This is a genomic window from Microbacterium sp. ARD31 (assembly GCF_031844425.1).
The window spans coordinates 98,619-119,558 of the sequence record NZ_JAUZVE010000018.1 but is presented as its reverse complement, the minus strand read 5'-3'; the positions used below and the strand labels follow the sequence as shown (position 1 = coordinate 119,558).

General features: G+C 73.2%; 17 protein-coding genes and 1 rRNA gene. 4 read left to right on the top strand and 14 right to left on the bottom strand.

The window, feature by feature from the left end:
* The first annotated feature begins 75 nt into the window (after window positions 1–75).
* A complete protein-coding gene (locus Q9S36_RS30090; protein ID WP_311288511.1) occupies window positions 76–1,113 on the top strand; it encodes an ATP-binding cassette domain-containing protein in 1,038 nt (345 codons plus the stop codon).
* Window positions 1,110–1,937 (top strand): ABC transporter permease, encoded by an 828-nt coding sequence (locus tag Q9S36_RS30085; RefSeq protein WP_311288510.1) that lies wholly within the window; start codon window positions 1,110–1,112, stop codon window positions 1,935–1,937. The genes Q9S36_RS30090 and Q9S36_RS30085 overlap by 4 nt, the downstream gene beginning before the upstream one ends.
* Here Q9S36_RS30085 and Q9S36_RS30080 read toward each other — a convergent pair.
* From Q9S36_RS30080 to Q9S36_RS30065, 4 genes are all read right to left on the bottom strand, one after another.
* Window positions 1,921–5,046: a BTAD domain-containing putative transcriptional regulator gene (locus Q9S36_RS30080; protein ID WP_311288509.1), complete on the bottom strand. Its 3,126-nt coding sequence runs from the start codon at window positions 5,044–5,046 to the stop codon at window positions 1,921–1,923. The genes Q9S36_RS30085 and Q9S36_RS30080 overlap by 17 nt on opposite strands.
* Window positions 5,047–5,051: 5 nt before the next feature.
* Window positions 5,052–5,972 carry a site-specific tyrosine recombinase XerD gene (xerD, locus tag Q9S36_RS30075; protein ID WP_311288508.1) on the bottom strand — a complete coding sequence of 307 codons (921 nt, stop codon included), beginning with the start codon at window positions 5,970–5,972 and terminating at the stop codon, window positions 5,052–5,054.
* Complete coding sequence (gene ald, locus Q9S36_RS30070) at window positions 5,969–7,084, bottom strand: alanine dehydrogenase (RefSeq protein WP_311288507.1); 1,116 nt, start codon at window positions 7,082–7,084, stop codon at window positions 5,969–5,971. The genes xerD and ald overlap by 4 nt, the downstream gene beginning before the upstream one ends.
* A gap of 78 nt (window positions 7,085–7,162) precedes the next feature.
* Complete coding sequence (locus tag Q9S36_RS30065) at window positions 7,163–7,795, bottom strand: NUDIX hydrolase (RefSeq protein WP_311288506.1); 633 nt, start codon at window positions 7,793–7,795, stop codon at window positions 7,163–7,165.
* Between the two features lie 46 nt (window positions 7,796–7,841).
* Between Q9S36_RS30065 and pepN the strand changes: the two genes are divergently transcribed.
* Window positions 7,842–10,289 (top strand): aminopeptidase N, encoded by a 2,448-nt coding sequence (gene pepN / locus Q9S36_RS30060; protein ID WP_311288505.1) that lies wholly within the window; start codon window positions 7,842–7,844, stop codon window positions 10,287–10,289.
* Window positions 10,290–10,397: 108 nt separating this feature from the next.
* On the opposite strand, the gene Q9S36_RS30055 is transcribed toward pepN, so the two are convergent.
* Genes Q9S36_RS30055 through Q9S36_RS30020 form a run of 8 tightly spaced genes read right to left on the bottom strand, consistent with a single transcriptional unit; the run spans window position 10,398 to window position 19,081 of the window.
* Window positions 10,398–12,089 carry a CTP synthase gene (locus tag Q9S36_RS30055; protein ID WP_311288504.1) on the bottom strand — a complete coding sequence of 564 codons (1,692 nt, stop codon included), beginning with the start codon at window positions 12,087–12,089 and terminating at the stop codon, window positions 10,398–10,400.
* An 11-nt stretch (window positions 12,090–12,100) separates the two neighbouring features.
* Window positions 12,101–12,994 (bottom strand): copper transporter, encoded by an 894-nt coding sequence (locus Q9S36_RS30050; protein ID WP_311288503.1) that lies wholly within the window; start codon window positions 12,992–12,994, stop codon window positions 12,101–12,103.
* Window positions 12,991–14,190: a putative cytokinetic ring protein SteA gene (gene steA, locus Q9S36_RS30045; RefSeq protein WP_311288502.1), complete on the bottom strand. Its 1,200-nt coding sequence runs from the start codon at window positions 14,188–14,190 to the stop codon at window positions 12,991–12,993. Before steA ends, Q9S36_RS30050 begins: the two co-directional genes overlap by 4 nt.
* 15 nt (window positions 14,191–14,205) lie before the next feature.
* Window positions 14,206–15,978: a DNA repair protein RecN gene (gene recN, locus Q9S36_RS30040; protein ID WP_311288501.1), complete on the bottom strand. Its 1,773-nt coding sequence runs from the start codon at window positions 15,976–15,978 to the stop codon at window positions 14,206–14,208.
* Entirely contained in the window at window positions 15,971–16,930 is a 960-nt protein-coding gene (locus Q9S36_RS30035; protein ID WP_311288500.1) for an NAD kinase, read from the bottom strand. The genes recN and Q9S36_RS30035 overlap by 8 nt, the downstream gene beginning before the upstream one ends.
* Window positions 16,927–17,766 carry a TlyA family RNA methyltransferase gene (locus Q9S36_RS30030; RefSeq protein ID WP_311288499.1) on the bottom strand — a complete coding sequence of 280 codons (840 nt, stop codon included), beginning with the start codon at window positions 17,764–17,766 and terminating at the stop codon, window positions 16,927–16,929. Before Q9S36_RS30030 ends, Q9S36_RS30035 begins: the two co-directional genes overlap by 4 nt.
* A gap of 6 nt (window positions 17,767–17,772) precedes the next feature.
* Window positions 17,773–18,051, bottom strand: coding sequence for a hypothetical protein (locus Q9S36_RS30025; protein WP_311288498.1), 279 nt, complete (start codon window positions 18,049–18,051; stop codon window positions 17,773–17,775).
* A 10-nt stretch (window positions 18,052–18,061) separates the two neighbouring features.
* Window positions 18,062–19,081, bottom strand: a complete 1,020-nt coding sequence (locus Q9S36_RS30020; protein WP_311288497.1) for an HAD-IIA family hydrolase — start codon at window positions 19,079–19,081, stop codon at window positions 18,062–18,064.
* Between the two features lie 48 nt (window positions 19,082–19,129).
* On the opposite strand from Q9S36_RS30020, the gene Q9S36_RS30015 reads away from it, so the two are divergent.
* Window positions 19,130–20,245, top strand: coding sequence for a DUF1015 family protein (locus Q9S36_RS30015; protein WP_311288496.1), 1,116 nt, complete (start codon window positions 19,130–19,132; stop codon window positions 20,243–20,245).
* Here Q9S36_RS30015 and Q9S36_RS30010 read toward each other — a convergent pair.
* On the bottom strand, window positions 20,220–20,594 hold the full coding sequence (locus Q9S36_RS30010; protein ID WP_311288495.1) for a single-stranded DNA-binding protein: 375 nt from the start codon (window positions 20,592–20,594) through the stop codon (window positions 20,220–20,222). The two genes, Q9S36_RS30015 and Q9S36_RS30010, sit on opposite strands and share 26 nt — an antisense overlap.
* 188 nt (window positions 20,595–20,782) lie before the next feature.
* A 5S ribosomal RNA gene (gene rrf, locus Q9S36_RS30005) occupies window positions 20,783–20,900 on the bottom strand.
* Window positions 20,901–20,940: the final 40 nt, after the last annotated feature.

The following is a 20,940-nucleotide window of genomic DNA, read 5'->3' as shown; positions in this document are numbered from 1 at the left end:
CAACCATCCGCCGGGTTTCAGCGGTGAAGGCGCCGCGCAACCGCGGTGAAACCGGTCGCGACCACGCTTGCCGCCATGACCACTGACACCACCCTCCGACCGGGCTCCGACCGCGACCCGGCCGTCCGGGCCACCGGGCTCGTGAAGCAGTTCGGCGACCAGCGCGCCGTCGACGGCATCGACCTCGAGGTCCGCCGCGGCGAGGTCTTCGGCGTCCTCGGGCCCAACGGCGCCGGCAAGACGACGATGCTGCGGATGCTCGCCACCCTGCTGCGCATCGACGACGGCCGCGCCGAGGTCTTCGGCCACGACGTCGCCGCCGAGCCCCACGCCGTACGACGCCTGCTCGGCGTCACCGGCCAGTACGCCTCCGTCGACGAGAACCTCACCGCGACCGAGAACCTCTGGCTCTTCGCACGGCTCCAGGGCATGTCCCGCAGCGACGCCCGCACCCGAGGCGCCGAGCTCCTGGAGCAGTTCGACCTGACCGACGCGGCCACCAAGCCGATCTCCGCCTTCTCCGGCGGCATGCGGCGCCGTCTCGACCTGGCGGCCAGCCTGCTCACCCGACCCCCGCTGATCTTCCTCGACGAGCCGACGAGCGGCCTGGACCCGCGCACCCGCGGGCAGATGTGGGAGACCATCCGCGACCTCGTGCGCTCGGGCTGCACGGTGCTGCTCACCACGCAGTACCTCGACGAGGCCGACCAGCTCGCCGACCGGATCGCGGTCATCGACCGAGGTCGCAAGGTCGCCGAGGGCACCGCGGACCAGCTGAAGTCGTCGGTCGGGCAGTCGACGCTGCAGCTGCAGGTCGCCGACGCCGCCGACCTGGGGACGGTTGCCGACGAGGTACGCCGGCTCCTCGGCGAGGAGGCCGTGCCCTCCCCCGAGGCCCGCCGGGTCAACGTGCCGCTGACCCGCACCGACCAGTCCGTCGACGTGCTGGTCGCCCTCCGCGACCGCGGGGTCGCCATCGAGTCGGTGACCGTCCAGAAGCCGTCGCTCGACGAGGTCTTCCTGGCGCTGACCGGACACGACACCCAGGACCACCCGGCGCAGGACGACTCCGCCGGCACCGACGAGCCCGAGCTGATGGAGGCCTCCCGATGACTGCACTGACCACGGACCTGACCGTGACCGACCCCGCGGACATCGTGATCCCGCCGCGGGTCAGCCTGGCCGACACGCTGAGCCAGACCCTCACCCTCGCCTGGCGCGCGACCATGAAGATGCGCCGGAGCATGGAGGTGATGTTCGACGTCACCATCCAGCCGCTCGTCTTCACCGGCATGTTCGCCTACATCTTCGGCGGGGCGATCTCCGGTGACGTCGACAGCTACCTCCCGCTGATCATCCCCGGCCTGATCGGCCAGACCGTGCTGACCGCGTGCGTGGCGACGGGCGTCCAGCTGCGCACCGACATGGACACCGGCGTCTTCGACCGCTTCAAGGTGCTCCCGATCGCCCGGATCGCACCACTGGCAGGACCGATGGTCGCCGACCTGCTTCGCTACTTCATCGCCTCGGCGCTCACCTTCGCCGTGGGGATCGCGATCGGCTACCGCCCCGGCGGCGGCGTGCTCGGCGTGGCGGGCGCGATCCTGCTCGCCATGCTCGCCGGCTGGTCGCTGGCCTGGATCTTCACCATGTTCGGCATCGTGGGTCGCAACGCCCAGGCCGTGCAGGGGATCTCCCTGCTCGTGATGTTCCCGCTGACGTTCCTGTCGAACGCCTTCGTCCCGACCGACACGATGCCCGGCCCGCTGCGGGCCTTCGCCGAGGTCAACCCGGTGTCCCTGGTCATCACCGCGATCCGCGACCTGGCCAACGACGGCGCGGTCACCGGCGACGTCGGGTGGGCGCTGCTGGGCTGCTCCGTGGTGATCGCGGTCTTCGCGCCGCTGTCGGTGCGGGCGTTCAACCGGAAGATGTGAGCCGGTCCCCGGACCAGGTGCGCCGCAGGCGGTCGACGACCGCGGCGGTCTCCGGCACCAGGTCCGCGGCGGGGCGGGCGGACAGCTCCTCGACGAGCTGGTCCACCCGCCCCGGCAGCACGCCGTCGGCCATCGCCCGCACGGCGTCCCACCCCATCACCGGGATGCTGCGGTTGTAGGCCCAGCGCTGGGCCGTGGCGAGGAGGCGTACGCCGTCCTCGTGCTGCTCCGGCGGCCCGAAGCGCAGCACCCACGTCGCCAGGGCCACCAGCAGCACGCCGTTCAACGGCAGGTCGGTGAACCAGAGCGTGCCGTCCGGGGTGGCGAGCCTCTCGCCCATCACCATGTCGCGCAGCTCGTCGGCCCTCGGGTCGACGTCGGCCGTGCCGTGGCGTGCGCGGCTGACCAGCGCGGCCGACGCGGCCAGGGCCAGCCAGGGCGAGGCCCCCATGCCGGGGTCGGAGTCCAGGACCAGCTCGACGACGCCGTCATAGCGGCGTAGCGCTTCGGCATGCTCGCCGCGCGCGAGCGCGAGCTCGGCGTGCGCGGTCTGCCAGGTCAACCGGGCGCCCATCTGTGCGGTGTCGCCGTCCGGCGGACCGAACCTCTCGAGCATCGCAGCCGCCCGGTCCACGTCACCGTCGAGCAGCGGCGCGATCGCCGTGGCCACCTGCAGGCTGTAGGCGTCGGTCTCGGCGTGCACGCGGCTGAGCAGCGGCCAGGCGATCTCGGCGTGGTGCGCCGCCCGGTGGTGGTCGCCGACCGCGATCGCGAGCTGGCTCAGCTCGGCGTGCAGCGAGGCCCGGAGGTACGGCGGCAGCGGCCCGCCGAGCGCCTCCTCGGCGTAGCCGCGGGCGGCGTCGACGTCGCCGGCGTTCTCCGCGACGATGGCCGCCCACAGCAGCAGCGCCGCTGCCAGGGCGGGTCGCGACTGCTGCGACGCCACCTCCGCGAGCCGCTGCGGCGCGGGTCCGTCCGCGACGTAGACGCTGTGCGCGATCAGGCCCCAGGGCCCGGTGGGCGTGTCCCCCTGCGTCAGCAGGCCGCGGAGGCCGGCGAGGTCGGCGCCCGGCATCCAGCTGAGGTGGATCATCAGCACGCCCGCGGCGTCCTGTGCGGCTGGGCGGAGGTCGGCCGGCACGTCCCACCCGGCCAGCAGCTCGGCGGCGGCGTCGCAGACGGCGAAGATGCGGGGCTGGTCGCCGGTGACCGTCCAGAGGCTGCCCAGCAACGCCACCAGGCGGGCGACGAGCCCACGGTCGCCCAGCGACAACGCCTGGCGGAGCACGTCGGTGAGGTTGTTCTGCTCGCGCACCAGGGCGTCGACCGTCGCCACCTGGTCGTCGTCGAGGACGAGGTCGGCGCAGCGCTCGGCCAGCTCGCGCGCCCACCGGCGCTGCGCCTCGGCCGCGTCCGCCTGCTCACCGGTGCGGGACAGCCGGGCGGCCGCGAACTCGCGGATCGTCTCCAACGCCCGGAAACGTGCCGCACCGCCGTCCTCGCCGATCACCAGCAGCGACTGCTCGACGAGGGTGTCGACCAGGTCGGACCCGTCCGGGCCCAGCACCGACAGGGCCGTGGACCGGTCGAAGCCGTCCTGGAAGACCGACAGCCACGCCAGCGCGCGACGCTCGTCGTCGTCGAGCAGGTCCCACGACCACCCGATCACCGCCTCGAGGGTGCGATGCCGGTCGGGCATGCTCCGGTCGCGGCTGCGCAGGGTCGCGAACCGGTCGTCGAGCGCCGCCGAGACCTCGGCCACCGTCATCGTGCGCACCCGTGCCGCGGCGAGCTCGACCGCCAGCGGCAGCCCGTCGAGCCGGTCGACGACCCCGCGCACGGCCGCTGGCTCGAGCACCGCGTCGGGCCGCGCCGCGGACGCCTGCCGGACGAAGAGCTCCTCGGCGTCGTCGGTCGAGAGCTGGCTCAGCGGCACCACCCGCTCCGCGGCCAGCCGCAGGGGTGCCCGGCTGGTCGCCAGCACCTGCAGGTCACGGGTGGTCGCCAGCAGGAACGCGACCAGCGCGGCCACCGGCTCGAGCACGTGCTCGCAGTTGTCCAGGACGAGGAGCGTGGGGCCGGCGTCGAGCTCCTGGGCCAGCCGTCCCCGCACGTCGGCCTGCCGGGCCACGGTCAGGCCCGACCGGGACGTCACCGAGCCGCGCACGCCGAGCGCGGCACCGACCGCCACGACGACGTCGTCACCGGCGCCGACGCCGACCAGCTCGACCACGTGCACGTGCGGAAGCGCTGACTCGCGTGCGAGCACCTGGGCGATGCTCGTCTTGCCGATGCCGCCCGGGCCCAGCACCGTGACCAGTCGTGACGCCGCCAGCGCCGCTCGCAGCCGGGCGAGGTCCTGCTCGCGACCGAGCAGCCCGGCGGCGTCGTACCTCAGGCCGCTGCGCACCGGGTCGTCGGCCGCGAGCAGCTCGCCGTGCAGGCGCTGCAGCGCCGGGTCGGGGTCGACGCCGAGGCGGTCGGCGAGGTCGGCGCGGTAGGCCTCGAAGCGGGTGAGCGCCACGGCCGGTCCGGCGGTGGCCGCCTCCGCCCGCAGCAGGGCGACGAGCACGTCGGTGTCGTCGGGCCAGCGCTGGTGGGCGGCGAGCAGCTCGTCGCGCGCCTCGGCGTGGCGACCGAGCCGGGCCGCGGCGAGGGCGGCGACCTCCCGCGCGGCCGTACGACGTGCTGCCGCCGCCCGGCGCAGGGCCGCCACCGGCTCGGACCCCGCCGTGGCCTCCACGGCCACCGCAGCCGCGTCGGAGGCGAGCCGGAACGCCTCCGCCGCGTCGCCGCTGGCCAGCGCCGCGCGGGCCGCGGCCAGCGACGCCGACTGGGCTCGCGCGTCGACCTCCTCGTCACCGAGGCCGAGCCGGTAGCCGCCGTCGAGCCGGTCGATGGCCCGGGCGAGCGTGGCGGACCGGGTGCGCGAGACCAGCACCTGGAGCGCCTTGGCCGGGTGCACGGGCGCGGCGTCGGGCCAGATCTCCTCGACGAGCCGCGCGTCGGGGACCCCCGCCGGCTCGTCGGCGAGCACGGCCAGCAGCGCGCCGACCCGCTCGCCCGGCAGCGGGGTGCCCTCCCACGACACCCCGTCGAGCAGCCGCAACCGGATCATTCGAGGGCCCGCGGGTGCGCGGTGGCGAAGACCTCGCGCAGGTTGTCGACGGTGACGAGCGTGTAGACCTGCGTGGTCGTGACCGAGGCGTGGCCGAGCAGCTCCTGCACCACCCGGACGTCAGCACCACCGTCGAGCAGGTGGGTGGCGAAGGAGTGCCGCAGCGTGTGCGGGGACACCGAGGCCGACACCCCGGCCCGCTCCGCTGCCTTCACCAGCACCGCCCAGGCGCTCTGCCGCGACAGCCGCCCGCCGCGCGAGTTGAGGAACAACGCCGGACCGCCGCGGCCGGCGCCGACGAGCTCGGGACGGGCGCGGGTGAGGTAGGCGCCGACCGCGTCACGCGCATAGGTGCCGACGGGGACGAGCCGCTCCTTGCCCCCCTTGCCGCGCAGCAGGACCGTGCCGTCGACCGGGTCGAGGTCGTCCACGTCGAGGCCGACCGCCTCGGAGATGCGCGCGCCGGTGCCGTAGAGCAACTCCAGCAGGGCCCGGTCGCGCAGGGCCAGCACGGTGTCGGGCGCCCCGGCCGCGTCCAGGATCGCCTCGACGTCGGAGAGCGGCAGCGCCTTCGGCAGCCGCTTGGCCGGCGTGGGCGGCTTGACCGCGGCCGCCGGGTCGGCCGTCGCCAGCCCGTCTGCGACCGCGAACTTGTGGAAGCCCCGGACTGCGACGACCGTGCGCGCCGCCGAGGTGGCGCTCAACGGCGGATGCCCCTCGCTGCCCTCGCGCAGGTCGACGAGGAACGCGGCCACCATCGCCTCGGTGACCGCGTCCACGTCCTCGGTGCCCTGGCGCGCGAGGAACTCCTCGTAGCGGGCCAGGTCACGCGTGTAGGAGCTCAGCGTGTTGGCGGCGAGCCCGCGCTCGACCGCGAGGTGGTCGAGGTAGGTGCGGAGGGCGCGGCGCAGCGTCACGCAAGAACGGTATCGAGGCCCACCGACTCGATGCCGACGGCGGCGCCGACGGGGTCGTTGGTCAGCTGGCCCGCGTGCGTGTTGAGGCCGAGCGCGAGGCTGCGGTCGTCGCGCAGCGCCTGCTCCCAACCCTTGTCGGCCAGCGCGACCGCGTAGGGCAGCGTCGCGTTGGTCAGCGCGTACGTCGAGGTGTTCGGCACCGCGCCGGGCATGTTGGCCACGCAGTAGAAGACCGAGTCGTGCACCTCGTAGGTCGGGTCGTCGTGGGTGGTGGCGTGCGAATCCTCGAAGCAGCCGCCCTGGTCGATGGCGATGTCCACCAGCACCGAGCCCGGCTTCATCCGCGAGACCAGCTCGTTGCTCACCAGCTTGGGCGCGGCCGCGCCCGGGATCAGCACGGCGCCGATCACCATGTCGGCCTCCATCACCTGCTGCTCGATGGCGAGCTTGGAGGAGGCGAGGCCGTGGACGCGGTTGTTGTAGCGCCAGAACGACATCCGCAGCTTGTCGAGGTCGGTGTCGAGCAGGGTCACGTCGGCGCCCATGCCGAGGGCGATGTTCGCAGCGTTCTGCCCGGAGACGCCGGCACCGATGATGACGACCTTGGCGTTGGCCACGCCGCCGACGCCGCCCATCAGCACGCCGCGGCCACCGTTGGCCTTCATCAGCGAGTACGCGCCGACCTGGGGCGCGAGGCAGCCGGCCACCTCGGACATCGGGTACAGCAGCGGCAGGCCGCCGGAGGGCAGCTGGACCGTCTCGTAGGCGATGGCGGTCACCTTGCGCTGCAGGAGCTCCTCGGTGAGGGGCTTGTCGGCGGCGAGGTGGAGGTAGGTGAAGAGCGTCTGGCCCTCACGCATCCGCTCGTACTCCTCCGCGACCGGCTCCTTGACCTTGAGGATCATGTCGGCGATGCCCCACACGTCGTCGGCGGTGTCGAGGAGCGTCGCGCCGGCAGCGGCGTACTCGGCGTCGGGGATCAGCGACCCCTCGCCGGCGCTCTTCTGCACGACGACCTCGTGGCCGTGCTGGACCAGCTCGTGCACACCGATGGGGGTCAGGGCCACGCGGTACTCGCGGTTCTTGACTTCCTTGGGTACGCCGACCTTCATGCCTTGCTCCTCAGGGATCGGGGCGGCCACCACGGTGTGGCCCGCCTCACAGCGGGATGACACTACTCCCGGGCCGGGTCATCCGGCGTCCAGGGTGCCCCGGCTCCTCAGCACGGCGTACGCCAGCACCGCCTGCACGAGCGGCCCCTGGCGGACCCGGCCGTCGAGCACCGCCTCGAGCAGGTCGGCGTAGGGCACCCAGAAGCGCTCCATCTCGGCCTCCTCGTGGCGCATCTCGAAGTCGCCGCGCGGGGCGTGCGTGAGGTCGCGGGCCAGGAAGATCTCGTGCACCTCGTCGGTGATGCCGGCACTGGAGTAGGTGCTCAGCAGCAGCCGCCAGTCGGCGGCGTCGAGCTCCACCTCCTCGCGCAGCTCTCGCTTCGCGGTCTCCACCGCGGGCTCGTCGCCCGCGTCGCGCAGCCCGGCGGGCAGCTCGACGAACTCGTGGCCGCTGGTGTGGCGGTACTGCCGCAGGCACATCACCCGCTCCTCGGCGTCCACGGCCAGCACGACGACCGCACCCGGGTGCTCGAGGCTGATCCGGCTGAAGCGCTCGTCGTGACCGGGGCGGCTGATGGTGTCCTCACGCAGCGCCACCACCCAGTCGTCGCGGTGCAGGTCACGGGTCTCCACGACGGGCCAGGACATCGGCCGGTCGGCCAGCGGCTCGGCGGGACGTTCTCCGGCGTCGGGTGCGGTCGGGTGCGACATGCCCCGCACGCTAGCGCGGATGGACAGGGTGAGTACGGTCAGCCGTATGACGTTGTCGACCCTCACCAGGCACGAAGCAGCCACCCGTTCCGCCCTGCTCGAGGTGCAGCGCTACGACATCGCGGTCGACATGACCGGGCTGCTCGAGGGCGAGGTGTGGTCGTCGGTCAGCACGATCACCTTCACCTGCTCCGAGCCCGGCGCGACGACCTTCGTGGACGTCGCGATGGACGTCGCGCGCGCGACGCTGAACGGCGTGGAGGTCGACGTCTCGACGGCCGCCGACGGCCGCCTCCCGCTCCCTCCGCTCGCCGAGGTCAACGTCCTCGTCGTCGAGGCGAGCACCACCAACACCGGCAGCGGCGAGGGCATCCTCCGCACCGTCGACCCCACCGACAAGCTCGTCTACGTCTGGACCAGCCTCGAGCCCGACGAGGCACGGAGGGTCTGGGCGTGCTTCGACCAGCCCGACCTCAAGGCACCGCACCGCTTTACCGTCACCGCCCCGGCGTCCTGGCTGGTCACCTCCAACGGCGCCCCCGAGTCGGTGGTCGACGCCGAGACCGACGACGCCCGGGTCTGGACCTTCCCCGACACGCCCCGCCTGTCGACGTACGTCGTCGTGGTCAACGCAGGGCCCTTCCACGAGGTCCGGCAGCAGCACGACGGCTACGACCTGGGCTTCTACTGCCGCCAGTCGCTGGTCCCCGTGCTGGAGCGCGACCTCGACGAGCTCGTCACCCTCACCCGCCAGGGACTGGCCTTCTTCGGCGAGCAGTTCGACTTCCCGTTCCCGCAGGAGCGCTACGACCAGGTCTTCGTCCCCAACCTCGGCGGCGCTATGGAGAACTGGGGCTGCGTGACCTACGGCGACGGGCAGCTGTTCCGCACGCCTCCGACCCACGCCCAGCGCGGCGTCCGGGCCGAGTTCATCCTCCACGAGATGGCCCACATGTGGTTCGGCGACCTGGTCACCATGCAGTGGTGGGACGACCTCTGGCTCAACGAGGCCTTCGCGTCCTGGGCCGCCAACTGGGGCATGGCCGGGGCCACGGAGTTCAGCGACCAGTGGGCGACCTTCCTCGCCGCCTCGAAGCGCACCGCCTACGAGATGGACATGAGCCCGGCGCGGCACCCGATCCGCAGCGACGTCCCCGACGTGTCGGCGGCGATGTCGAACTTCGACGCCATCACCTACGTCAAGGGCCAGAGCGTGCTGCACCAGCTGGTGGCCTACATCGGCGAGGACGCGTTCGTCGCGGGACTGCGCGACTACTTCAGCCGCTACGCCTTCTCCAACACGCGCCTCGACGACCTGATGGACTGCTACGCGCGCGCCTCGGGCCGCGACCTGTCGGCCTGGACCAAGGCCTGGCTCGACGAGGCGGGCACCGACGTGATCTCGCTGGTCGGCGACGAGCTCGTCGTGGAGACCACCGACGACCAGGAGCCCCGCCCGCACCGCCTCGACATCGCGGTCTTCGACACCACCGGTGACGACCTCACGCTCGTCGGCCGGTCCTCCCACGAGGTCGGCGGGCAGCGGACGTCGGTCGAGCTCCCCGCCGGGGACCTCCGCCTGGTCAACGCCGGCGACTACACCTTCGCAGCGATCAAGCCCGACGCCACCTCCCTGGAGCACATGCTCCAGCGCGTCCAGCAGCTCACCGACCCGCTCGACCGCGCCCTCGTCGCCGCGACCGCCGGCCAGCTGCTGCTGCTCGGCGACGTCGCCCCTCGCGACGTGTCCGCGGCCCTGACCCGGGCGCTCACCACGGAAACCAGCCCGGCACTCATCGAGCCGTTCCTGGGCCAGGCGCTGCAGGTCGCCGACCGGTGGGCCCCCGCCGCGGAGTCCCCCGCGCTGCTGCGTGCCCTCGCCGACGCCGCCGTCGGCCTCGTGGCGGTCCCCGACGCCCGGCAGGCCGCGCTCCGCACCCTCGCCGCGTCCGCGTCGACCGACGAGCACTGGTCGGTGCTCGAGGAGGCCGCCGGGCAGGCGACCGACCTCGACCTCGCCTGGCGCATCGCCGTACGCCGCTCCGAGCTCGGCGACTACGACGAGGCGCGGGTCAAGGCCCTGCTCGAGGCCGACCCGGATCCCGACGCCGGCATGCGTCGCCTCGCCGTGCTCGCCGCGCACCCGACCGTGGAGGCCAAGGAGGAGGTCTGGCGGGCGTTCTTCGTCGACTATGCCGTGCCGGCCAGCCGGGAGACGCTCGTGCTCGGCTCGACGTTCTGGCGCCCCGGGCAGGCCGAGCTGCTGGCGCCGTTCACCCACCGCTACCTCGACGAGCTGCACACGCTCAAGGGCGGGCTGCTCAACCAGGGGCTGACGATCCGCGCGATGTACCCCCTCGGCGCGGGCGACGAGGCCTTTCTCGCGGCCGCCGAGCGGGCTGCGGACGACGAGAGCCTGATGGCCTACGCCCGCAACCAGCTGCGGTCCAACTCGTTCGTGCTCGGCCGGATCCTGCAGGCCCGCCGCCTCTGATCGGCTGACCGGGCACTTCCTCGCGCTGGCCGGCGCTGACCGGGCACTTCCTCGCGCTGGCCGGCGCTGACCGGGCACTTCCTCGCGCTGGAAGTGCCCGTCCGAGGCTCAGGCCTCGGCCTCGTCCTTGCGGCGCAGGCCCGACTCGTCGATCGGGAAGCGCTCCGAGCGCTGGCGATCGATGGCGGCACCGATGAGCCCCGCGAACAGCGGGTGCGGCCGGGTCGGGCGCGAGCGCAGCTCGGGGTGCGCCTGGGTCGCGACGTAGTACGGGTGCACGTCGGCCGGCAGCTCGACGAACTCCACCAGGCCTAGGTCGGGGTTGATGCCCGAGAACACCAGTCCGGCCTTCGCGAGGGTCTCGCGGTAGGCGTCGTTGAACTCGTAGCGGTGGCGGTGGCGCTCCTCGATGGTGCCGGTGCCGTACGCCGCGCGCACCACGCTGCCCTCGGCCAGCTCGGCGTGCTGCAGGCCGAGCCGCATCGTGCCGCCGAGGTCGCCGGCGCCCTCGACGTACTTCTTCTGCTCCTCGATGGTCGAGATCACCGGCTCCACCGTGTCGGGGTCGAACTCCGTCGAGCCGGCCTTCTCCAGGCCGGCGACGTTGCGGGCGTACTCGATCACCATGCACTGCAGGCCCAGGCACAGCCCGAGGGTGGGGATGCCGTGGGTTCGGGCGTAACGCAGGGCACCGAGCTTGCCCTCGATGCCGCGCACGCCGAAGCCGCCCGGCACGAGCACCGCGTCGACGTCGGCGAGGTGCTTGGCAGCCCCCGCGTCGGTCTCGCACTCGTCGGAGGCGACCCAGCGGATGTTGACCTTGGCCTCGTGCGCGAAGCCGCCGGCACGCAGCGCCTCGCTGACCGAGAGGTAGGCGTCGGGCAGGTCGATGTACTTCCCGACGAGCGCGACGGTGACCTCCTCCGACGGGTGGTGCACGCGGCGCAGCAGGTCGTCCCAGTTGGTCCAGTCCACGTCGCGGAACGGCAGGTCGAGGCGGCGTACGACGTAGGCGTCGAGGCCCTCGCGGTGCAGCACCTTGGGGATGTCGTAGATCGACGGCGCGTCCGCGGCGGTCACGACCGCGTCGTCGTCGACGTCGCACATCAGCGCGATCTTGCGCTTGATGCCCTCGGGGAGCTCGCGGTCGGCGCGGCACACGATCGCGTCCGGCTGGATGCCGATCGAGCGCAGCGCGGCCACGGAGTGCTGGGTCGGCTTGGTCTTCAGCTCGCCGGACGGGCCGATGTAGGGCACCAGCGAGACGTGGATGAAGAAGCAGTTGTCGCGGCCGATCTCGTGGCGCGTCTGGCGCGCCGCCTCGAGGAACGGCAGTGACTCGATGTCGCCGACGGTGCCACCGATCTCGGTGATCACCACGTCGAAGTCCGGGCCGCCCATCGCGAGGATGCGGTCCTTGATCTCGTTGGTGATGTGCGGGATGACCTGGACGGTGTCGCCGAGGTAGTCGCCGCGGCGCTCCTTGGCGATCACCGTCGAGTAGACCTGCCCGGTGGTGACGTTGGCGATCTGGTTCAGGTCGGTGTCGAGGAAGCGCTCGTAGTGGCCGATGTCGAGGTCGGTCTCGGCGCCGTCGTTGGTCACGAAGACCTCACCGTGCTGGAACGGGTTCATCGTCCCCGGGTCCACGTTGAGGTACGGGTCGAGCTTCTGCATCGTGACGCGCAGTCCGCGCGCCTTGAGCAGGTTGCCCAGGCTGGAGGCGGTGAGCCCCTTGCCGAGGGAGGAGGCGACGCCTCCGGTCACGAATACGTGCTTGGTCGGCGTGCGGCTCTTCACGGGCTTCGATCCTACCCGAGAGGAAGGGGTCCGTCCGAACCCGACGCACCGAAGGACCCACCCTGCGTGCCGAGTGCACGCTGCAGGGTGACGACCGTCGCCACCCGGCCGGCGGTCGTGTCGATGCCGTCGACGCTCGCGACGGAGGCGGCAGCGGGGTCACCCCGGAGCCGGCCGAGCTGGCCCGACCCGCCGTCGTCGGTCGTGCCGGCGACCACGACTCCCGTGGCCTGACGCCCGAGTCCTCCTGCGAGGCCGGCCAGCACCGCGTCAGCCCCCTCGTCGTCGGCGTCGGTGCCGAGCACCAGCAGCACGAGGGGTGCTCGCGTCGCGACCTTGCCGGGCTCGGCCACGAGGCCGGCGCCGGTCACCGCGTCCAGGATCGCGCGGGCCTTGCCGTTGACGTCCTCCCCTTCGGGGACCTTGCTGGCCACGGCGAGCCCGATCAGCTGCCCCATGCGGTCGTACGTCGACGCCTCGGCGTCGACCGCGTCCTTCGCCTGCTGGGTGAGCAGCTGGCTGCCGAGGGTGTCGACCAGCGACTTCTGCGACGGGTCGACGAGGTCCTCGGTCAGGGAGTAGCGGGCGCTCACCGAGCCGCCGGCTGCGGAGATGCCCTCGGCCAGGGCCGTCACGACGCGCTCGTCGGCGCCCGGCACGGTCACCACGGCCACCGACCGGTCGGCGAGGCGGCCGCCCAGCATCGAGGGACCGACGGCGGACAGGAACGACTCGTTGTAGCTCGCCTGCGCACTCTCCGCGGCAGGCGCGGCCTCCTTGTCCTTCCCGGCGGTCGCGACCGTCGGGCCGACGTCGGAGAGCGGTCCGCCGCCGAGGACGATCCCGGCCGCGAGGGCCAGGAAGACGGCGACGATGGTGAGCACGTGGTGACGCAGGGTGATCACGGGAGAATTCCTCGTACGTTGTCGAGCAGGTCTGAGGTGGTGCGGGAGACGGCCGGCGACGCGTCGTCGACCCACTGCTGGCCCACCGGGGTGACGCTGACGGCCGCGCCGACCGCGAGCACGCCGGCGACGACGGCGCCGAGCAGGTGGCGTGGCCGGACGGCACCGTCGTACAGCCGGGGCAGCGCGGCGGCGTCCACGAGGTCCGGGCCGAGCTTGAGCCGGGTCAGGAAGGTGCTGGCGAGCCCGGCCCGACGGCGGTCGAGGAACTCGCTGAGCGTGGCGTGCATGCCGACGCCGACGATCAGGGCCGCCTCACGCGCGGAGGCCAACAACAGTGCGGCGTCCTCGGTCGTGGCGGTCGTCTCGAAGCGGAGGGCGCGCACGCCGATCCGCTCGAACGGCTCGGTGACGCTGCGGGGCGCGCCGCGCTCCACGAGGACCACGACGTCACGCGCCTTGCGGAGCACCGCGGCGCTGGGGAGGTCGTCGCTGCCGCCGGTGACGACCACGACGTCGGGCCGGTGCCCGGCGCTGACGAGGGCGTCGGCACCACGGTCGACGCCGATGAGCACAGGTCGCTGCTCGCGCACGAAGGGCTTGATCCCGCGCAGCTCGTCCTCCCACCCGTGCGAGCGGACGGCGACCACCACCGGTCGCCCGGCCATCTCGGTGGCGGTCCTCGGGACACCGTGCCCGTGCAGCAGCAGGTCCTGCTCGCGACGCAGGAACTCCGTGGTGTTGTGGGTGAAGCTCTCCAGCTGGGCGGCGAGGCCGCTGCGCGCCTCCCCCATCTCCTTGCGGACCAGCTCCTCGGTGAGCTCGCGACCCGTGGCGACCAGGTCGTCGCCGACGTGGACCGCTCCCCCGTCGATGCGGAGGGGGGCGCCGTCCTTGACCCGGTCGAACACCTCGGGGCCGGCGCCGTCGACGACGAGCACGCCCGCCTCGACGAGCCGCTCGGGACCGAGGTTGGGGTAGCGGCCGGAGATCATCGGCCCGGCGTTGACCACGGCCACGACACCGGCGTCCACGAACGACTGCGCGGTCTCGCGGTCCATGTCGGTGTGGTCGATGACGGCGACGTCACCGGCCTGGAGTCGGCCGAGGACGCTGGCCGTGCGCCGGTGGACGCGGGCTGGCCCGTGGACGCCCGGGAGGGCGGGGGCTGGACGGGAGCGGACTGCGAACTTCATGACCGCGCCATGGTCTCAGCCGCGTCCCTGCCCTTCGGGGAGGCACGCCCGCTCGGGCGCGGCGGCGTCGAGCAGCTCGCGAGCGTGGGCGCGGGCACTCTCGGAGTCCTCGACGCCGGCCAGCATCCGCGACAGCTCCTGCTCGCGGCTGTCCTCGTCGAGGGTGACCAGGCCGGACGTCGTGACGGACCCGTCGCTGGACTTGTGCACCACGACGTGGCGGTCCGCGTACGCCGCCACCTGCGGCAGGTGCGTCACGACCAGGACCTGGGAGGTGCGGGCGAGTGCGGCCAGGCGGCGGCCCACCTCGATCGCGGCGCGCCCGCCGACCCCGGCGTCCACCTCGTCGAAGACGAAGGTCGGCACGGAGCCGGTCTCGGCGAGGGAGACCTCGAGGGCGAGCATCACCCGGGAGAGCTCACCGCCGGACGCGCCCTTGTGGAGCGGGCGTGCGTCGGCGCCGGTGTTTGCGGCGAGCAGGAACTCGACGTCGTCGACGCCCTGCGAGGTCGCCCGGAGCCAGCGGTCGCCGACCAGCAGGACCGGGCCGGACGGCGTCGCAGGCGCCGGCACCTCCTGCTGGGTGACGGAGATGCTGACGGTCGCGTGGGGCATGGCCAGCGAGGTGAGCTCGTCGCTCACCGCCTCGCCGAGGCGGCCCGCCGCCTCCGTCCGCTGGTCGCTCAGCCGCGCGGCCAGCCCGGCCAGCTCGCCGCGGATGCGGTCGCGGCGGGCCTCGAGCTCGGTGATCTGCCCGTCGGTGTCCTCGAGGTCGAGCAGCCGCTTCGCGCCTTCCTCCGCCCAGGCGAGCACCTCGTCGATCGTCTCGCCGTACTTCCGGGTGAGTGCCGTCAGCGCCGCCCGGCGCTCCGACACCGCTGCCAGCCGGGTCGGGTCGGTCTCCAGCGACGCGGCGTAGGACGCGACGTCCCCGGCCAGGTCGACCAGGAGGTGGTTGAGCTCGGCGAGACGGTCGGCGAGCTCGCCGGCGGTGGTGTCGTGCTCGCGGACGCCCTCGAGCGCCTGACGGGCCGCCCCGGTGGTGGCGAGCGCGTCCACCGCGCCCTCGTCGCTGGAGAGCGCCTCGCGCGCCTGCTCGGCGGCCGTGCGCAGGGTGTCGGCGAACCCCAGCCTGCTCTCCTCCGACGCCAGCTCCGCGTCCTCACCGGGCCGGGGGTCGACGGCCTCGACCTCGGCCAGCCCGAAGCGCAGCTGGTCGGCCTCGCGGGCGCGCTCGCGCGCCGAGCCGACCACCTCGGCGAGGGTGCGCTCGGTCTGGGCGAGCTCCGCCCACGCGGTGGCGTACGCCGCCGCCGTCTCTGACAGCGCGGCCCCGCCGAACCGGTCGAGCGAGGCACGTTGGGCGCCGGCCCTCAGCAGCCGGTGCTGGTCGGACTGGCCGTGCACGGCGACGAGTGGCTCGGCGAGCTCCGCGAGGGTCGTGACCGGCACCGCGGCGCCGCCCACCCACGCACGCGAGCGTCCCTGCGCCGCGACGTTGCGGGCCAGCACCACCTGGTCGTCCTCGACCTCGCCGCCGACGTCCTCCACGGCCGCGCGGAAGTCGCGGAGCGGACGGGCGGCGACGACGCCCTCGACCCGGGCCTGCTTCGCCCCGGATCGCACGGCTCCGGAGTCGGCGCGTCCGCCGAGCAGCAGGCCGAGGGCGGTCACCACCATCGTCTTGCCGGCACCGGTCTCACCGGTGATGACCGTCAGCCCGGGTCCGAGCTCGAGCGTGGAGGAGTCGATCACGCCGAGCGAGCTGATCCGCAGCTCCTCAAGCATCGGCGTCACCGTTCTCCCGGCGCCGGCGCTCGGCGGCGCCACGCCACCCCTCGACCGGCAGGTCGAACTTCGCCACCAGGCGGTCGGTGAACGGAGCCTCGTGGAGCCGGACGAGCCGCACCGGCCGCTCACCCCGACGCACCTCGATCCGGGCGCCCGGCGGCAGGTCGACCGAGCGCCGTCCGTCGCACCACAGGACCCCGGACCCCTCGGTGTTGGCCAGCACCTCGATGGCGAGCACCGAGGTCGGCGCCACGACCATCGGCCGGGCGAACAGCGCGTGCGCGCTCAGGGGCACCATCAGCAAGGCCTCCACCTCGGGCCACACGACGGGTCCTCCGGCGCTGAAGTTGTAGGCCGTCGACCCGGTAGGGGTGGCGCACACGACACCGTCGCAGCCCCACCGCGACAGCGGCCGGTTGTCCACCTCGACGACGACCTCGAGCATCCGCTCGCGGGCCGCCTTCTCGACGCTGGCCTCGTTGAGCGCGAAGGTGGAGAAGACGACGTCCTTGCCGTTGACCACGCGCACGTCGAGGGTCAGCCGATCCTCGGCGGTGTAGGCACGGCGGACGATCGAACTGATCGTGGACTCGACGTCCTCCTGCTCGGCCTCGGCCAGGAACCCGACGTGGCCGAGGTTCACGCCGAGCAGGGGCGTGCTGGTCGCGTGGGTGAGCTCGGCGGCGCGCAGGATCGAGCCGTCCCCGCCGATCACCAGGACCAGCTCGCAGCCCTCACCGGGCACGTCCTCGGCCAGGGTGGTCTCCACGAGACCCTCGCCGAGCGGGTCCGCACCCAGTCCGAGGTCGGCGGCCTCGTCAGCCAGGAGGCGTACGGCGATCCCGTGCTGGGTCAGCGCCTGGACGCACTCCCGCGCGACCTCGCGCACCTCGGCACGTCCGGTGTGGGCGAGCACGAGCACGCGGCGCACCGGGCTGTCGACAGTCACGGGTCCACCCTCTCACCCGCCACCCCCAGCGAGGCCGCGCGATCGACCTCTGCGCGGATGTCCGCGGCGTCCACCCGAGCCTCGCCGTGGCGCAGCAGCAGGAAGAACTCGACGTTGCCCGACGGTCCGGGCAGCGGGCTCACGGTCACCGCCACGGCACCCCACCCGCGCTCGGCGGCCAGGTCGGCGATGGTGGTGACGGCCTCGGCCCGCAGGGCGAGGTCGCGCACCACGCCGCCCTTGCCGACGCGCTCCTTGCCGACCTCGAACTGCGGCTTGACCATCAGGGCCAGCGCGCCGTCCTCACGGGTCACCGACAGCAGCGGGTCCAGCACGAGCGCCAGCGAGATGAAGGACAGGTCGCCGACGACGAGGTCGACGGGCTCCCCCACGATCTCCGGGGTGAGCTCCCGGATGTTGGTGCGGTCGTGGACGACCACCCGCTCGTCGCTCTGCAGCGACCAGGCCAGCTGTCCGTAGCCGACGTCGACGGCGACCACCTCACGCGCTCCGGCCCGCAGCAGCACGTCGGTGAAGCCGCCGGTCGAGGCCCCCGCGTCCAGGCAACGCTTGCCCGCGACGTCCAAGCCGTGCTCGGCAAACGCCGCGAGGGCGCCCGCGAGCTTGTGGCCCCCGCGGGAGACGTAGTCGACCGAGGTGGGATCCTCCCGGACCACGATCGCGACGTCCGTGGTCACGCCCGTCGCCGGCTTGGTGGCCGGCGCACCCGAGACCGTCACCCGTCCGGCGGCCACCAGCTCGCTCGCGTGCTCGCGCGAACGGGCCAGGCCGCGACGGACCAGCTCCTGGTCGAGTCGGAGTCGTCGTGGTGGCACGGTGCGTCAGGCGCCCTGTCCGTCGTCGGCGCCCGGGCCGGGCCGGGCGTCGGGCCGGGCGTCGAGCGCCCGACGCAGCTGCTCGTGAGCGCGCTCGAACACCTCGACGTGCTCCCCCACCGGACGGTCGGCGATGCCGGCGACCTCGGCCAGGACCCGGTCGACGGCCTCGATGCCCGTCGGCTCGTAGTCGACCGGCGGGCGGGACCCGGAGGCACGCTCGTCGGACGGAGCACCGGGCGCCTCGTCGGGCTCGGTGGTCGTGGCGTCGGGAGCCTTCTCCATGGCCGCGAGCCTACTCGGCACCGAGCTGCCGGACCGGCCCGGGCGGGGTCGTGTCGAGGACGTCGACCGGGGTGCCGGATGCGTCGAGGTGGCGCCACCCGGCGACCGCCGCGACGCGCCACCAGTCGGCGTCGCTGCCCTCGCCCGCGACCACCAGTCGCCCGTCCTCGACCGTCGCGGTCCAGCCGCCGAGCCGCACCGCGTCACCCTCCTGGCTCGGCACGGGATGCGGCTCGAAGAGCCCCTCTAGCGTCGGGGAGAGGTACGTCGGGCGCAGTTCCGGCGTCGCCGCCACGAGCTGCTCGAGCCACGTGACACCCGTCAGCACCAGCAGGGACGGTACGCCGATCGCGTGTGCTCCCTCGATGTCGGTGTCGAGCCGGTCGCCGACCATGATCGGCCGGTCGCCACCCACCCGTCGCACGGTCTCCTCCATCAGCGGCTTCTCCGGCTTGCCTGCCACCGTCGCCGCCACGCCGGCGAAGCCGGTGATGGTGCGGACGAGCACCCCGTGGCCGGGAGCCAGGCCGTAGGAGGTGGGGATCGTCAGGTCGGCGTTGCTGGCGACGTAGGGCAGGCCGTCACGCACCAACGTGGCCACCCGCATGATCTCGCGCCACCGCACGTCGGGTCCGTACCCGCTCGCCACCGCGACCGCACCCTCGGGGTCGCGCACGGGCTCGAGGCCGGCCGCCGTCAGCGCCACCTCGAGCCCTTCACCGCCGAGCAGGAGGATCCGCGCTCCTGCCCCGTGCTGCTCCGCCAGCAACCGTGCTGCCGCCTGCGCCGAGGTGACCACGTCGGTCGCCTCGGCGGCCACCCCGACACCCACCAGCTTCTGCGCCACCTGGTCGGGGGTGCGGGAGGCGTTGTTGGTCACGAACGCGACGTGGGCGCCGGACGCCCGGACCCTCTCGATCCGATCGGCCACGCCGTCGATCGCATGCCCGCTGACGTAGACCACGCCGTCGAGGTCGAACATGACCAGGTCGTGGGCCTCCAGGAGCGGGGTCGTCGACTCCTCGAGCATGCTCCACCCCTCTCCTGACGGTGACCAGCGCCCCCCTACGATGCTCCGATGGACTTCACCGTCGTGCCCCCGTACGTCGCGAAGCCCCTCACGCTCCACCCGTTCCGGGCGGTCATGCTGGCTCCCGAGCGCGTCGGGGACCCGGCATCGGCTCGAGCGCTGGCGCGACCCTACCGCGACGTCGCCGCACGCCTCACCACCTGGATCGACCAGGGCCGTGCCATCTCCGACCCCGAGCCCGCGATCTACCTCCACGAGTACACCGCCGGAGGCCTCACCGTGCGCGGCCTCGTCGGAGCACTCGACATGTCCCGACGCGCGGACGCCCCGGCCGACCGCGCCGTGTGGCCGCACGAGGCCATCCACCCCGAGCAGGCGGGCGAGCTGGCCGACCGGATGCTCCAGATGGACCTCAACCCGGCCCCGATCCTGCTCGTCCACCACGGCGACCCGGCCCTGCGCGTGCTGGTCGCCGAGGTCGCCCGCAGCGAACCGAGCTGGCGCTACCTCGACCGCACCGGGCAACGCCAGCGCATCTGGGCCGTCCGGGACCCCGCGCAGCTCGACACCATCGCGGCGTCGCTGTCCCGGACGAGGTGCCTGCTCGCGGACGGCCACCACCGCTACGCCGCCTACCTGCGGTTGCAGGAGGAGAATCCCGGGACCGCGTGGGACGCCGGCCTGGCGATGGTCGTGGACCAGGACGACACCCCACTCTTCCTCGGTGCCATCCACCGGACGCTGGCAGGTACGACGCTGGCCGACCTCGTCGCCGCGGTCGCGGCCGCGGGCGCCGAGATCACGCCGAGCAGCCGTCAGCACGCGCTCAGCGCTCTGGACAGCACGCACCTGGTGCTCACCGACGGCGACGCCTGGCACACCGCCGCGCCCCGCGACCTCGACCGGCAGGCTGCGGTCGCCTGGCTCCACGAACGTGCCTTGCCGAGGCTGGCAGCACCCGTGCGGAAGATCCAGCACCACCACAACGTCGACGACGCACTCGCGGCCGCCTCACCGAGCGCGCCCGCGGTCCTGCTCCCCAGCCCCGACTTCGAGCAGGTGCAGACCCTGATCGAGTCCGGGGGGCTGCTGCCCGAGAAGGCCACGTCGTTCCAGCCCAAGCCGAGCCTCGGGGTGCTCATGCGGCCGGTGACCGGCGGATGATCCTGGCGCTCGACGCCTCGACCTCCACCCGCGACCGTGTCGCGCCACCCGCCTGGAAGAAGCGGCACCGCACGGCGCCCCCGACCTCCACGAGGTCGCCCGCACGCCACCGGAGCACGCTGCGCCTGATCCGGGGACCCCACGCCGTGCAAGGCACCGAGTCCACGCCCTGCGCACGTCCGGACACACCCGCGCGCCCGGCGCGCGGCACCGAGATCCGGAACGTCACCAGGACGTCTCCGCTCGGCAGCTCGACCGCGACCGGCTGACCGGTCACCCGACCCACGAGTCGTACGTCGTTCGCCGCGACCTCGTCGACGGCGTCTTCCTTGATCTGTGTCTTCTCCACAGTGCACCTCCTGGCGCACCAGCCTCGCGGCCCGGACGGACACCGCCGGCCCGAGAGCGGGCATTCATGTGGAGAGCCGCTCCCAGCCGTCGTCTGTGGACACGACGTGGCCCGGTCGCCCCGAGCGCGAAAGGGGCGGAAATGCAGAAGTGGGGCCACCCGAAGGTGACCCCACTTCCACAATGTATGTCCGGCGGCGTCCTACTCTCCCACAACCTCTCGGTTGCAGTACCATCGGCGCTGAAAGGCTTAACTTCCGGGTTCGGTATGGGACCGGGTGTTTCCCGTTTCGCTATGGCCGCCGTAACTCTTTCAACCGTCTCAAACCCCCCAGTTGTTGTTGGGG